Origin of the sequence: Shewanella decolorationis, from assembly GCF_004354305.1 — a bacterium.
Taxonomy (GTDB): domain Bacteria; phylum Pseudomonadota; class Gammaproteobacteria; order Enterobacterales; family Shewanellaceae; genus Shewanella; species Shewanella decolorationis.
The window spans coordinates 4055630-4070386 of sequence record NZ_CP037898.1; the positions used below are offsets into that span (position 1 = coordinate 4055630).

Genomic DNA, 14757 nt, shown 5'->3' on the forward strand with positions numbered 1-14757 from the left:
GAGGCGTACCTTAGCAGAGCACTGAATTAAAAGGTTCAACGGTCACTTGCGTGCCCACAGCCGTGTCACCTTGGAATTGCTCCAGCAGCACGAAACAATTCGCCAGACTCATAGAGGTCAACATGCCCGAACCTTGGCTGCCCGTGATGGCGACTTCCAACTCGCCCTGTGCATTGCGGGATAAAATGCCGCGCTGATACTCGACACGGCCGGGCTGTTTACGCACGGGAGTTGTCAGAGTGGCGGAAAGCATCAGTGGTGCCTTCGGGGTCAAGCCCTGCATCTTATTCAGAATGGGCCACACCAACTTGTAGAAGGTCACCATGGAAGAGACTGGATTGCCCGGTAAGCCGCAGAATACCGCCTTGCCGATGCGTCCCATCGCAAAGGGTTTACCCGGTTTAATGGCGAGTTTCCAGAAGGTGATTTTGCCTTCTTCATCAAGAATTTGCTTAGTAAAATCTGCTTCACCGACCGAGACGCCGCCTGAGGTTAATACCATATCCGCTTGGCTCGCGGCATGGCGAAATGCGTGGCGAATGGCCTCTGGGTCGTCGGCTATCACGCCTAAATCCAGCCATTCCACATTGGCGCGGCTGAGTAAACCTTGGATGGAATAACGGTTTGAATCGTAAATTTGTCCCGGTGCTAAGTCGCTGCCCACGGGGCGTAGTTCATCACCAGTGGAGAAAAACGCGACTTTGAGTTGGCGGTAAACCCGCACCTGACTCACGCCAATGGTGGCTAATACGCCCAGTTCTGCGGCTTTAATTTCGATGCCCGCTTTCAACACTTTAGTGCCTTGCAGCAGCTCTTCACCGCGGCAACGCACATTGGCACCCTTAGCCTTAGGGTGATTGATTTGGATTTGATTGCCCTGCGCGTTGGTCTCTTCCTGCATTTGCACTGTGTCATAACCCGCTGGCACTGGCGCGCCCGTCATAATGCGCACGCAGGAGTGAGGGGTGATTTCACCTTCATAACCATGGCCTGCAAAGGAGCTACCAATCAGGGTTAATGTAGTTTGATTGGTCTGACTGTTTAAGTCGGCAAAGCGAAAGGCGTAGCCGTCCATCGAGGAGTTATCGAAGGGCGGCAAATCGATGCAAGAGGCCAAATCCTCGGCCAATACGCGACCAAGCGCATGGGGAAGGGTAACGACTTCTGTGTCTGACACTGGGCTAACCTGCTCAAGCAGAAGGGGAATGGCTTGATCTGGATGCATTAAGCTAGGTTGCGAACAAGGATCGGCTTTCACGGACATCGGGTCTTCCTTATGGGCAAAGGGTTGGGCAAATATGGGGGCTATTATGCCACGCTGTGCTTGCTTGGCTATGATCTGTATAGGGGTTTATGTGATTTGTCAGACAGTTTTGCTTAAGTCTTGCCTAAAGAAAACGCTAGCAAGACGTCATTTTGCGACGACTTGGATATGCTGCTAAATACGAGTCTATGAACAAATGAAAATCATTTTTATCAATGAATCATTAACTTAGCGAAGTCAACAAAGGTAAATTTTGTTGCTTTTGGCGACGCCCTTCATGACAATGTGTGCCAAGATTTCAGTTCGAGTGCCCAAGAGGATTTACTATGCTATCTGCAACCATGATCGAAAAGTTGAATGAACAAATTAATATGGAGTTCTTCTCCTCTAATTTATATCTGCAAATGAGTGCATGGTGTGAAGATCAAGGCTTTGAAGGCGCAGCGAAATTTATGCGCGAACATGCGGACGAAGAGATGGGCCATATGCGCCGTTTGTTCACCTATGTGAGCGAAACGGGTGGCTTACCTTTGCTGGGGGCAATTGAGGCACCACAGTCGCACTTTGATTCGCTGCTGGCGTTATTCGAGCTGACCTATGAGCATGAGCAGCTGATCACCAGTAAGATCAATGCCTTGGCCCATGCAGCCTTTTCAAACCAAGATTATTCGACCTTCAACTTCCTGCAATGGTATGTGGCCGAGCAGCACGAAGAAGAAAAGCTGTTTAAGTCGATTGTCGATAAGATCCGTTTAGTGGGCGAAGATGGTAAGGCTCTGTTCTTTATCGATAAAGATTTGGCTAAGTTGGCATCAAAGGGCGGAGAGAGCATTATGAACGCTCAAAGCCAGCCGCAGGCTTAAGTGTAAGTGCGATGAATCGCGACATTAAAAAAGCAGCTAAGGCTGCTTTTTTAATGTCTATAAACCTAAGTGTTAAGCTGGCAATCCCTTAAGAGTTTACGCATTTTTCGCGTTGTTCTAGCTGTAATACGGTTGGCAGGTTTTGGCTTAGCAGTGGGGTGACGTCTTCGAATGGCAGAGGTTTTGAGATTAAGTAACCTTGGGCATAGTGACAGCCTAAGTCACGTAGCAGATTCCATTGGGCTTCGGTTTCGATTCCTTCGGCCACCAGTTCCATTTCAAGGCTTTGTCCCATCATCACAATCGCTTTGACAAGATTAGTATTCGAGCTGTTACTTAGGGCATTTTCTACAAAGCTGCGGTCAATCTTGATCACCGAAATCGGGAATTTCTTCAAATAACTCAATGAAGAATAGCCTGTGCCAAAGTCATCGATATAAATCTGCGAGCCTAAATGGCGGATCGATTCTAAGGTGCTTAAACAGTGGCTGGCATCGCCCATCAGCATGCTTTCGGTGATCTCGATATGCACATTCCGTGGATTGATATGGTGACGGTTAAAGCATTCCTGTAGCACTTGATCAAAGCCCATTCCCCTCGCATTAACACATTGACGGCTCGAAACATTAATGGCGATGTTGAGTTTGAGCCCCATATGTTGCCATTGTCTTAGGTCATGCATGGCTTGGTTGAGAACCCATTCACCCATAGGTTCGATAAGCCCCGTTTCTTCAGCAATACGAATAAAGTGATCTGGCGGAATTAAGCCTAAGTCCGGGTCTTGCCAACGGATCAATGCTTCAAGGCTGCACACTTTACCCGTCTTCATATCCACAATCGGTTGATAGTGAAGGGTAAACTCATCCTGAGCCACGGCGCGGCGTAGGCGTTGTTCCAGCTCCATGCGGGCAAACATGGCTTGGTTCATTCCCGAAGTAAAGTATTTAAAGTTATTGCGGCCAGCATCCTTGGCCTGATACATGGCCATTTCAGTATTACGGGTCAGCGAACTCACATCTAGCCCGTCTTCAGGGTAAACCCCAATCCCAAAGCTGGCGGATATTTGAATTTCCCGTTCATTCAAGTTGAAAGGCGTTGATAGGGTTTCGATAATTCGGCTTGCCATATGCTCGATAGCGAACTCATTCGTTACTCGAGGGAGAATGAGCACAAATTCGTCACCGCCAATACGGGCAATAAAATCGTTCTTACCCACAATATTTTCGAGTCGTTTGGCCACATCTTGCAGTAAGAGATCGCCTGTGGCATGGCCTTGTACATCATTGATATATTTGAACTGGTCTAAGTCGATCAACAGAATGGCTAGCTTGCGGGAGTCATGTTGGGCGAGTTGGATTTCATGCTGTAGTCGCTCATTAAACAATTTGCGGTTAGGTAATCCCGTGAGTGTGTCGAAATGTGCTTGATACCAGAGATCCTGCTCATATTGCTTACGCTTACTGATATCCATAAATAAACCAATATGTTGGATTATTTCGCCCTGTTCATTACGTACTACGGTAATGGCAAGATACTCGGGATACACTTGGCCATCTTTACGTTTATTCCAGATTTCGCCTTCCCATTTTCCATCTTTTTCTAATGCTTCCCACATCGCGGTATAGAAATGGCTTGGATGGCGTTTCGAGCTTAACAGTGAAGGGCTACGGCCTTTAACTTCCTCTAGGTTATAACCTGTAATTTGACTAAATGCGGGGTTAACTAGCTCAATATGATTATCGGCATCCGTCACCATAATGCCTTCGGCTGAGTAGTTAAATACGGCAGCAGCGCGACTTAATGCCTGATTGGCTTTTTGGCGCTCGCTCAGCATGCGGTTCATCGCCCGAGACATGCGAGCCAGTTCATCAGAGCCTGAAACATCAATATGAATATTGAGCTGCGGGTCGGCGGCCATTTGCTGCATATCGTTGGCGATTCGGGTGATTTTATCCATAAAACTGCGAATAATTTTTCGCCCAAGCCATAGGGTAATAGTCGCGGTAAATAGGGCCGATAGCAGATACATACCTAATAGCGTTAACGCCTTATTCTGCTGTACATCACTGTAACGAGCCATGGTTCGAGTGATCTCATTGCTGAGTGCATTGAGTTTATTGATTCTGTCGGTCGTTAAGGTCCACCAATGTTTACTACTCACGGGATGCGGTGGTATCAATAACTTATCAATTGCAGCACTGAGCTCTTCGTTATTGATATTGGCTAAGGTGGAAATGTCGCTGAGGGACAGTTTCTGCTCCCTTAATTGCACGATTTTGGTCATGCAAAATTGATACTGGTCAACACTCTCTTCTATGGTTTTCACCGCTGGGATTAGTGTAGGTAGATTAACAATTTCACGGTTAAGTTCATCGAGTTTGAGCTGAATAACCGCTAAGGACTTGTTAAACCTTTGCAGTGATGCGTCACTACCTGTCAGCAAGTAATCTTGAAAACTATCAATTAATCCCCCGTAACCTAAGTGTGTATTAATACTTTGAACTAGGGTACTGACGTGGATTTGCTGCTCAATTTGTTGGCTTATTTTGAGTATTCGTAGACTTTCTTGGGAGGACTGGATCTGACGGATCAGGGTATGCCTATCGGATATGGAGGCGTTACTGGCGTGTAAAATTGCCTGTCCATACTCGTACATAATCGTACTTATGGCTCTGTAGTCGTTAATACTTAGGCTTTCTGATAACAACATACGATTAATCGCACTACGTTCTTTTACGGCGAGCTCTTGTACCATGAGCAAATTGAGTAAATCTGCATAGGCTCTCGATTGACTAATGTCATTCGTGAGTAATTGCAGTTGTTGAATTAACTGCAATAAAGAATCATTAAGTTGTTGATATAAATCTATAAATGAGGATGGTTTTTGATCTAATGCTTCTTGGCGGCTCGATGCCAATCTATGGCTCAGTACAGTTAGATTGGTCAACTTATCCTGTAATTGTCCTGCTTGTTGCTCGCTTAATGCAGCATTTAAGGCCGTTAACGCAGGGCTCTTGAGGAGTATATCGAGTGCATCTGAGGTAATTTGTTGCTGTTGTAGTAAACGAGTTTCATCCTGCGGTGTAGCGTTTGGGAGCAGTTGGGTACTAATGCCATACTCATTATGGAGTTGGAAGAGTAATTCGGTCGTTTGCGCCGTAGCCCGAATGGCCAAATGGTTATTCGTTGCAGAACGGTACTCAGTCACTAGTACATACATTCGCGACAGCACAAAAATACTCATCATCAGCAAAGGTAGCAGCGAAAACAGAATAAGCTTCTGCTTCAAGCTGAGATGCTGTAGCGTTGACGGCATGTAAAGGGACTCCTAACTCCGCTTGCCTGATAATATCTTAAAAAATAGAGGAATTTTGCTTGTTGTTAAACAAGACAAAAGCTCAGGCACTGGGTGCGAATATTTAACATAGAAGCTATTGAGTCGCGACCACTAGTTAACGGATATCTAATCTAGCTCACGAAATTAAGTTATTTATTATATACATCTAACATTATATTTTTATTGATCAATTTTACGCCTAGCAAGAAAATTATTTATCTGTCTGTGATATCCGATGGGATTTGATACAAAGGCAATGTTTTTGTGCCGAAGATAAAAAAGGACGCGGGCTAAGCGCGCGTCCTTTAAGTCGTATCCCGTTTATGGGGCCAAATTTAGCCAACGTTGGCTAATAACGACTTACGGTAAACCACGATATCTTCAATCGTTAGTACGGGCATATTATGTGCGGCACCAAAGGCGATAATTTCTGGCAGACGCGCCATAGTGCCATCGGGGTTAGTGACCTCACACAACACGCCCGCAGGCTTGAGTCCGGCCAGTTGCATTAAATCGATAGTGCCTTCGGTATGGCCACGGCGAGTTAATACGCCGCCGGGTTGGGCGCGCAGTGGGTACACATGGCCTGGGCGCGCTAAATCACTCGGCTTAGCATTGTCGGCGATAGCGGTTTTAATGGTGGTGACACGATCCGCAGCCGAAACCCCAGTGGTGACACCCACTTTAGCTTCGATACTCACGGTAAACGCAGTGCCATATTGGCTCGAGTTGTTTTCGACCATAGGTGGCAGCTCAAGTGCTTTGACTTTTTCGTCCGGTAAACACAAGCACACGATACCGCTGCATTCGCGGATCAGCATGGCCATTTGCGCATTAGTCAGTGACTCGGCGGCAAAAATTAAGTCGCCTTCGTTTTCTCTATCTTCGTCATCGACGACCAACACACCTTGGCCTTGGCGCAGGGCTTCAAGACCCGCTTCAACGCGTTCGATAGCAGTACCAAAAGGAGCAAGTAAAGACTGATTCATGGTTAATATCCTTCAAAAATACGACATGGGAATATCCAGAATCAGGGCGTGCAGAAATACAGCCATTACCCCAAAGGGGATTGTGCTGTAGCAATCGACCTCTTTAAGCGCAGGCTTAAAAACGTGATTGCAAAATATGAGGCTAACATTTAGATGGCGGTAGCTTTCGCTCATTGGCTGAAACGAAGCGCTTGCATCCTAATGTTGTCTTACATTCTCTTCCATCCGGACTCAGAACCGTTGCCATGTTTGCAAACAGTCCATTACCGTCGGCTCTGGAATAGTAGCGCTCGATAGGCGTTAACCATAACGAGACAAGCTAAGTCACCAGATCTGCTGACCCCGAAATTGCATTCGGGCGCTCGCGGGCTTTAGTGGGAGTGAAAACGGCTCACTACACTATTTACCGCCGGTGGGGAGTTTCACCCCGCCCTGAGAATTGTTGTTAGGCCTTGGCCTAAAAACGCGGTTATGTTGCGCCTATTTCGTTGGAATGGCAATAAAATCGTGCCACAAATTGGGCAATGTTTGCGCAAGCGCACAATGCCTTGAGAACCTAAAGCAAGCGCAATCTTTAGGAAACTCGCAACAAGCGCTAGCTTGGGTATATCATATCCGGCACATCAACTTATTGGCTTGCCGTCGTGCCCCACGATGGTGTTTGAACGTCACAAGGACGTATACATGCGCACTCTGCTGCTTACTTTAGGTCTCGCTATGCTATTACCCGGTTGCTCCACTCCAAAAGGGCAAGTCTCTGCGCCCGTTGCGGAAAAAATCCCCCATGTGATGACCTTGCACGGGGTCACACGTACCGACGATTACTACTGGATGCGCGACGATAAACGCCAAGATCCTAAGGTGTTGGCGCATCTGAATGCCGAAAACCGTTACACACAAGCCTACTTTAAACCGCTTAAGTCATTGCAGGATGGGCTGTTTAACGAACTGACTGGGCGTCTCGTTGCCGATGAGTCGAGCGTGCCGTACCAATGGCACCAGCACAGTTATTACCGCCGCTACCAAGAGGGCGGCGAATATCCGCTGATCGCCCGCAAAGGCAGTGACGGGGTTGAGCAAATGATGCTCGATGTAAATGAGCGCGCCAAGGGCCATGAGTTTTATGGTTTAGGTGGTGTCAGCGTCAGCCCTGATGAAACCATGCTGGCCTTCGGTGAAGATGTGCTAAGTCGCCGCGTGTACAACATCTACTTTAAAGATATTGAGTCCGGCGCGATGATCACCGATGTGCTTGAAAACACAGAGGGACGCATCGTTTGGGGCAATGATAATCGCCATGTGTTTTATATCGCTAAGGATCTGCAAACCCTGCTGGGTTACCGTGTGTATCGCCACCAACTCGGCACGCCACAATCGAGTGATGTGTTGGTGTATGAGGAGCAAGATGATGCTTACTACATCTCCCTCGGCAAGAGTTTAGACGAGTCGCAAATTGTGCTGTTCCACGAGAGTACCACAACCAGCGAAGTGTCAGTGCTGGATGCTAACGATCCTCTAAGCCTGTTCAAACCTGTGCTCGCGCGGGAAGAGGGCCATGAATATAGCGTCTCAAAGCTGGGTGATAGCTATTACATTCTCACCAACTGGCAGGCGACTAACTTCCGTTTGATGAAAGTGGCGATTAAGGATGCCGCCGATAAATCCAAATGGCAGGAGGTGGTTGCCCATAATCCTAATGCGCGCATCGAAGATGAGCTGGTGCTGAAGGATTATTTGGTGATTCAAACCCGTGAAAATGGCCTAACGCGCATTAAAGTGATGCCATTCAATGGTCAAAAGCCCTTTGAGCTGAGTTTTGATGAACCTGCTTATGTGCTGGGTTTAGATGTGAACGCCCAGCAAGATAGCGATAAGTTACGAATTTTCTACTCGAGCCTGACCACGCCCGAGGCGATTTATGAGTACCACTTAAGCAATCCCGATAGACGCGATCTGCTTAAGCAGGAACAAGTGCTCGGCGGCTTCGATGCCAGCCAGTACCGCGCCGAACGTTTATTTGTCACCGCCCGCGATGGCGCCAAAGTGCCGGTGTCCTTGGTGTATCGCAAGGATAAGTTCAAGAAAGACGGCACCAATCCACTGTATCAATATGGTTATGGTTCATATGGTTACACTGTTGAGCCTGATTTTTCGTCGTCGGTTATTAGTCTGCTCGACCGTGGCTTTGTATATGCTATTGCCCATGTGCGCGGCAGCGAAATGTTAGGTCGCCCTTGGTACGATGCGGGCAAGTTACTGAATAAAAAGAATACCTTTAATGACTTTATCGATGTCACCACCGCCTTAACCGAGCAAGGTTATGGCGATAAAAATAAAGTGGTGGCCTCGGGCGGCAGTGCTGGCGGGCTATTAATGGGCGCGATTGCCAATATGGCGCCTGAAAAGTACTTTGCCATTGCGGCACATGTGCCCTTTGTGGATGTGGTGACGACCATGCTCGATGAGTCAATTCCGCTCACCACCAACGAGTACGATGAATGGGGTAATCCAAACGACAAGACCTATTTCGACTATATGCTCAGCTACTCGCCCTACGACAATGTTGCCGACCATGAGTATCCCCATCTGTTGGTGACCACAGGTTTGCATGATTCACAGGTGCAGTATTTCGAGCCTGCGAAATGGGTAGCAAAACTGCGCGAAGTGCAAAATAAATGGTACAAACTGGACGATAAGGTGTTGTTATTCCATGTCGATATGGATGCAGGACACGGTGGTAAGAGTGGTCGTTACCGCCAGTACCAAGATACAGCGCAGGAATATGCCTTCTTCTTAAGCCTGCTCGGCATGACTAAGTAGGCGCCAACGGGTGACCGATTTAGTGATTGAAGCCGCTAATTCAACTCCCTCGGCTAGCCCCAAAAAAGGGGCTAGCCAAACTCAAGCTGTTAACAAAGCTCAGTTTTCTAGCAAGTCAGAAGCGCTAGGTGCTGAGCAAGCTGTGACTTCGGAGCAAGGCGCAACATCAGAGATAGAACAAGTCTCGACGTGGTATCTGTACCTTATCCGCTGCGCCAATGGTCACTTATACACAGGCATCACCACAGATGTCGCACGCCGCTTTAACGAACATCAATCAAGCAGCCCCAAGGCAGCAAAGTTCCTGCGCGGCAAAGGGCCACTAACCCTAATGTATCAAGAACAAGTCGGCACTCGCAGCGATGCGCTAAGGCGAGAAATCGCAGTTAAAAAGTTAAGCCGCGCTCAGAAGTTGGCGTTGATTGAATCTGTACTCAGATAACACTGCACTCTGGCATCATTCAGCTCTTATTTTTTCAGGCAAAAGCTAAATCAACGTCGTGGGGCTTCACCCCACACCCGACCAAGGAGGACTGCTCGTCCTATCCTCCTTGGATTCTCCAAGACGCCCCTGACGGAGTTGAAAACCCCTTGGGCATTAAGCGTTCTTATGCTACCGCGTCAGACGCTCGTCCCTGATTCGACTGACGCTATCTCGGCATCCATGCCTCGCTCACGCAACGAACGCAAATGCCCTGCGGCAACTCCGAGGGGAAGGTGAACTCCTGTCGCTTTGGTGTTGTCTGCGGTTTGCTGAAAAAGATATGTCACATCTTTCTGTTTTCTTTTCCAACATTTAACAGTGAGTGTCTAGATAAACTCTACTGCGGCCTCGGTTCAACCGTTTTACGAGGCCCACATCCAGAGTGGCTTAGAAAGGAGCAATGATGGCTCAAGACGCAAATGAAGAAGTGTTAGGCGGTCCTATCTTGCTAGTCATGCATTTAAACTATTTTTAACCCCTTGTAGCCGTAATTTTTTTACGGCATATTGCATTTTATATGTTAAGATAAAAAAAAGAACTTGATTGCATACTTTAAGCTAAGAGGAAGTAAATATGTTACAAGACTTCTCTGTAAAAGGTTTTAGAAATTTTAAAGACTGGTATAGCTTTAGTTTTAAAACAAAAAAAAACTACGAGTTCAACTGTGAAAATATCAATGACAACATAATAATAAATTCCATTGTATATGGGAAAAATGGATGTGGTAAATCGAATTTAGGCGTTGCGTTATTAGATGTTACCTGTCATATCAATGATATCCCTGTAATGTTATCTCTAAATATCAACTACTTAAGTGGACATTTGGAGAGAAAAGACCTTGCTGAGTTTAAATATGTTTTCAAGTTTGATGATGACATTATTGAATATAGATATGGTAAGGAATCAGTCACCAGTACAGTGTATGAGCAGTTGCTAATAAATGATATTGCAGTCATATCGCTTGACAGAAGAATCAGTGATCAGATTTTTGTCGATTTAAAAGGTGCGGAAACACTTAATAAAAATCTATCTGACTCTAATATCTCTGCCGTCAAATATATCAAGTCAAATACAGTACTAGATCTTTCTGACAAGAATGCATTAGCATTTAAGAAGTTTATCGACTTTGTTTCTGGCATGTTGTTTTTCAGAACACTAACTCAGAGCGCTGATTATTATGGACAACGACTGGATGGAAATAGATTATCAAAGGCAATCATTGACTCAGGAAAGCTGCTTGACTTTGAGAAATTCTTAAATGATGCAGGTGTAGAGTGTAAGCTGGGAATTTCTGGACAAGAGACTGAAGAGAAAATTGTATTTAAATATGAGAAATCCAATCTAGACTTCGTTATAGCGGCTTCTACAGGCACTATGTCGTTAGGAATTTTTTATTATTGGTGGTTAAAGCTAGAAAGTGGAAAAGTTACTTTCGCTTACATTGATGAGTTCGATGCTTATTATCATCATATCCTCTCAAGGCTGGTGGTAAAAAAACTCATTGATGTAAAATGTCAGAAAGTTTTAACAACTCACAATTCTAGTATAATTTCGAATGATTTATTACGTCCAGATTGCTACTTTATATTGGAAGATAGGCAATACCCACTCTATGAAATGGTAGATAAGGATTTACGTAAAGCTCATAATTTAGAAAAGATATACAAAGGATTACAATATGATCCCAAAGAGTAACATTTTATGTATATTTGAAGGTGAACGACGTGAAGGCTTATATTTCAAAACGATAAAAAATTTATTTTTTAGTGAACATAGTATTGTCACATGCTGTTATGGGAATGATATATACGAATTATTTAAGGAAATGAGGGACGATCCAGATCTAGATATTGTCGAGGTGCTACGAGATTCAATAAAAGGTAAAGACAACTCTAAGATATTAAAAGAGTATGATCGAGAGCAGTTTAGTCAGGTCTTTCTCTTTTTTGACGCTGAATGTCACGATCAAAAATTTGATAAGGAAGAACTTCTTTCTATCATTAAGGTATTTAATGAAGAGACTGAAAGTGGGAAGATATTCATTAGCTATCCAATGGTTGAAGCTATTAGAGACATTCCCTCTCATGAAGAGTACATTTCACATAAAGTTAATTTGAGTGATTGTACAGGGAAAATATACAAAAATTCTTCAACGAACGGACTTAAAACATTTATAGACCCTAGACACAATGAACTATCAGACTGGATGGAATTAATAAAGCTGAATGTGACAAAAAGTAACTTTATCGTGTCTGGCGAGAAAAATAATGCTAAAACTATCCCAGAACAACTTGATATTGCAGAATATCAAATTAAGTCAATCGAAAAAGACAACAGTATCTATGTATTAAGTGCTTATCCACTATTTATATTCCACCAAAAATCATCCAATTTAAATTTTATTTAAAGAGCTTGTTTAGGTGACTTTGAGTTTAAACGAGACATATATGGACGCTCCCGATGAGTCAAGGTAATACTCGCTCATCGAAGACTTTTTGGCCTTCGTTTTTGTTCAATAATCTCACTTTTATTAAAGTTTATCGAGACACCCACTGTTAAATTTTCTTACAGGAATGATAGGGCTGGCAAAACTCTTGTGGGATTAACAGCCTGCATCGGAGGTTCAGAAGTTCATCTCCTTTGCGAAGTTGCGGAAGGGTGTTGAAGACTCTTTATTAAAAGGATAGAGCGTGACACAGACAGGATGTCTGCGTAGCTTTCGGGGTACAGGATGTACCATCGGAAGCGTTAGCTATTTTCGAATAAGCACGAAGCCAGTAATTAATGCATGTAACTTCGCTAGGGGCGTCTTGGAGAATCCAAGGAGGATAGGACGAGCAGTCCTTCTTGGTCGGGTGTGGGGTGAAGCCCCACGACTTTGACTTTTTTAAACATATCAACAAACAAAATAAAGCCTTATTTATATACTCATTGCTAAATTTTGCTCAGAAAAACAAATAGGTAAAACGTTACCAAAGGCTTACCTTAATTGAGTCTGAGAAAGTCTCAGACACAAAAAAAGATGCCACTACAAGGGGTTAGTGGCATAAAGTGCATAAGAATGTCCATGGAACAGTAACGCAAAAGGGGTGGGTAGAAGACTGACATTTGGTTGGGTACTGCAACATCAGTCTCTACGCCGGGAAGTTGGTTGAACTGTAATGCTATTGGTCTAACGGGCTTAGTGTTTGCTTACTGGGCCATCGATTTTATCGAAGCTCACACCCCCTGAACCTGCTGAGAGAATGGTTAAGCCCTTAGTGTTCACCACGTTGATATCGCCTGAGCCATCGTTGATGGTGACTGTGTTTTGCACATTGGCGACGTTGATTTCACCTGAACCATCATCAATGGTGATGCTGCCTTTAATATCATTGACTTGGATGCCGCCAGAACCATCGACAATCGCTAGGTTGCCGTTGACTTGGCTGACTTCAATCGCGCCAGAACCATCGTCGATGCTGACATTATTGCCGCCATGGATAACCAGTTCGCCCGAGCCATCCTTGACCTTAATATCCGCAGTCATCTTGTTGATAAACACAGCACCCGAACCATCGTCAATATCCAGCGCTAATCCGGCGGGGACTTGTAACTTAAGGTCGATATAGGGCGAGTAATTGTTAAAGCTGCTATGGGATTCAAAGTCAGCCTTAAGCTGGGCTTTGTTAGCCTTTTTCTCAAGGGTGAGAATCATTTTGCTATCGTCATTGCTATAGATATCAGCCACTAACTTAATTTGGGTTAGGCCTTCGACACCGATAATTTCAAGGCTGCCCGCACCCGTTTCGGCGACGAGCTCTTGCAAGTCTTGAGCATCGAGGCTGAGTTCACGTTGCTGGTGGTCTAAATCCGGCATGCCCGCGGCGTTCACATTGATAATGCAGCCAGTGAGTGACACGCCAACCGTAAAGACGGCGATAAATCCGAGGGTGAATATAAAAGGGCGTAGTGACATTTTCTTCTTCCTTGTTATCGACACTCGACGAGCGACTGAGTGCTGAGCTATTAGCGATAAGCTTGATATCTCTCGTGATTGCACATCCTATGCCAATTTTAAAACGTATTAATAATCATGCAGATAAATTAAATGTGTCCGCTTGGGCGCAGGCGGACATGTCCGCTGAATAAGTGATTTTTCCCAAAGAGTGGTGAAATTACTCACTTATTCAGTTAGCGTGTGTCCATTCAGCCCACATGGCTAGAAGCTTAACTAGAAAGGATTCATATGGATTATTTAACGACCAATAAAATCGCTTGGGATGCCCGCACTCGGGTGCACTTAACCTCTGATTTTTATGATGTTGAAGGCTTTTTGAGTGGCAACACATCTCTAACGGAAATCGAATTAAATGAACTTGTTGTGGCGGGCAAAAGTCTACTGCATCTGCAATGTCATTTTGGTTTAGATACCCTGTCGTGGGCGCGAATGGGCGCAAAGGTGACTGGGGTCGATTTATCCGAGGTGGCGATTGCTGAGGCGCGCAAGCTGGCGTTGCAGACGCAATTGTCCGCCGAGTTTATCTGTAGCGATGTGTACAGTGTGACGGGCAAGGTTGAGCCGCAAGATATTGTTTTTACCTCCTATGGCGCCATTGTATGGCTGCCGGACTTAACGCTCTGGGCGCAGACCATTGCGGCATGTTTAAAGCCCGGTGGACAGTTTTATATGGCCGAGTTTCATCCGGCGCAGCAGCTATTCGATGGGTATAGCTATTTTAATCGCGGTGAGCCAGACATTGAGAAGGAAGGAACCTATACCGAGAATGCTGGTGATGAGCAGCAGACCTTAATGTGCTGGTCGCATAGCCTGTCTGAGGTGATCAATGCCTTGTTGCAGGCGGGCTTAGTGTTGGAGTTCTTCCACGAATTTGCGTTTAGCCCCTATAACTGTTTCGCAGGGCTAGAGGCGCAAGCCGATGGCCGTTATGTGCTCACACACCAAGGGCAGCATGTGCCCTTGGTGTATAGCATCAGCGCGCGTAAGTCTGCTTAATCCT

General features: G+C 45.4%; 10 protein-coding genes and 1 riboswitch. Of the genes, 6 read left to right on the plus strand and 4 right to left on the minus strand.

Features of this window, described 5'->3' with window-relative positions:
- Positions 1-10: 10 nt before the first annotated feature.
- Positions 11-1264, minus strand: coding sequence for a molybdopterin molybdotransferase MoeA (moeA, locus tag EYR25_RS18135; protein WP_133181995.1), 1254 nt, complete (start codon positions 1262-1264; stop codon positions 11-13).
- A gap of 326 nt (positions 1265-1590) precedes the next feature.
- On the opposite strand from moeA, the gene ftnA reads away from it, so the two are divergent.
- Positions 1591-2127, plus strand: coding sequence for a non-heme ferritin (gene ftnA / locus EYR25_RS18140; protein WP_023266259.1), 537 nt, complete (start codon positions 1591-1593; stop codon positions 2125-2127).
- An 88-nt stretch (positions 2128-2215) separates the two neighbouring features.
- Here ftnA and EYR25_RS18145 read toward each other — a convergent pair whose 3' ends face one another.
- Both EYR25_RS18145 and ribB read right to left on the minus strand, forming a co-directional pair.
- Positions 2216-5443: an EAL domain-containing protein gene (locus EYR25_RS18145; protein WP_133181997.1), complete on the minus strand. Its 3228-nt coding sequence runs from the start codon at positions 5441-5443 to the stop codon at positions 2216-2218.
- A 356-nt stretch (positions 5444-5799) separates the two neighbouring features.
- The gene (ribB, locus tag EYR25_RS18150; protein WP_023266257.1) at positions 5800-6453 is read right to left on the minus strand and encodes a 3,4-dihydroxy-2-butanone-4-phosphate synthase; all 654 of its coding nucleotides are present in this window, start codon (positions 6451-6453) and stop codon (positions 5800-5802) included.
- A gap of 209 nt (positions 6454-6662) precedes the next feature.
- A riboswitch (FMN riboswitch) is annotated at positions 6663-6897 on the minus strand.
- 240 nt (positions 6898-7137) lie between these two features.
- Between ribB and EYR25_RS18155 the strand changes: the two genes are divergently transcribed.
- From EYR25_RS18155 to EYR25_RS18175, 4 genes are all read left to right on the plus strand, one after another.
- A complete protein-coding gene (locus EYR25_RS18155) occupies positions 7138-9273 on the plus strand; it encodes a S9 family peptidase (RefSeq protein WP_133181999.1) in 2136 nt (711 codons plus the stop codon).
- Positions 9274-9283: 10 nt separating this feature from the next.
- Positions 9284-9715 (plus strand): GIY-YIG nuclease family protein, encoded by a 432-nt coding sequence (locus tag EYR25_RS18160; RefSeq protein WP_133182001.1) that lies wholly within the window; start codon positions 9284-9286, stop codon positions 9713-9715.
- A gap of 615 nt (positions 9716-10330) precedes the next feature.
- Entirely contained in the window at positions 10331-11452 is a 1122-nt protein-coding gene (locus EYR25_RS18170) for an AAA family ATPase (RefSeq protein WP_133182003.1), read from the plus strand.
- On the plus strand, positions 11436-12164 hold the full coding sequence (locus EYR25_RS18175) for a hypothetical protein (RefSeq protein WP_133182005.1): 729 nt from the start codon (positions 11436-11438) through the stop codon (positions 12162-12164). Before EYR25_RS18170 ends, EYR25_RS18175 begins: the two co-directional genes overlap by 17 nt.
- Positions 12165-12938: 774 nt before the next feature.
- On the opposite strand, the gene EYR25_RS18180 is transcribed toward EYR25_RS18175, so the two are convergent.
- Positions 12939-13715 carry a DUF4097 family beta strand repeat-containing protein gene (locus tag EYR25_RS18180; protein WP_133182007.1) on the minus strand — a complete coding sequence of 259 codons (777 nt, stop codon included), beginning with the start codon at positions 13713-13715 and terminating at the stop codon, positions 12939-12941.
- A gap of 270 nt (positions 13716-13985) precedes the next feature.
- Between EYR25_RS18180 and EYR25_RS18185 the strand changes: the two genes are divergently transcribed.
- Entirely contained in the window at positions 13986-14753 is a 768-nt protein-coding gene (locus tag EYR25_RS18185; protein WP_133182009.1) for a class I SAM-dependent methyltransferase, read from the plus strand.
- The last annotated feature ends 4 nt before the right edge of the window (positions 14754-14757 follow it).

Coding starts and splice junctions, on each gene's coding strand:
- moeA (WP_133181995.1), bottom strand. CDS start 1,264: ATGTCCGTGAAAGCCGATCCTTGTTCGCAACCTAGCTTAATGCATCCA.
- ftnA (WP_023266259.1), top strand. CDS start 1,591: ATGCTATCTGCAACCATGATCGAAAAGTTGAATGAACAAATTAATATG.
- EYR25_RS18145 (WP_133181997.1), bottom strand. CDS start 5,443: ATGCCGTCAACGCTACAGCATCTCAGCTTGAAGCAGAAGCTTATTCTG.
- ribB (WP_023266257.1), bottom strand. CDS start 6,453: ATGAATCAGTCTTTACTTGCTCCTTTTGGTACTGCTATCGAACGCGTT.
- EYR25_RS18155 (WP_133181999.1), top strand. CDS start 7,138: ATGCGCACTCTGCTGCTTACTTTAGGTCTCGCTATGCTATTACCCGGT.
- EYR25_RS18170 (WP_133182003.1), top strand. CDS start 10,331: ATGTTACAAGACTTCTCTGTAAAAGGTTTTAGAAATTTTAAAGACTGG.
- EYR25_RS18175 (WP_133182005.1), top strand. CDS start 11,436: ATGATCCCAAAGAGTAACATTTTATGTATATTTGAAGGTGAACGACGT.
- EYR25_RS18180 (WP_133182007.1), bottom strand. CDS start 13,715: ATGTCACTACGCCCTTTTATATTCACCCTCGGATTTATCGCCGTCTTT.
- EYR25_RS18185 (WP_133182009.1), top strand. CDS start 13,986: ATGGATTATTTAACGACCAATAAAATCGCTTGGGATGCCCGCACTCGG.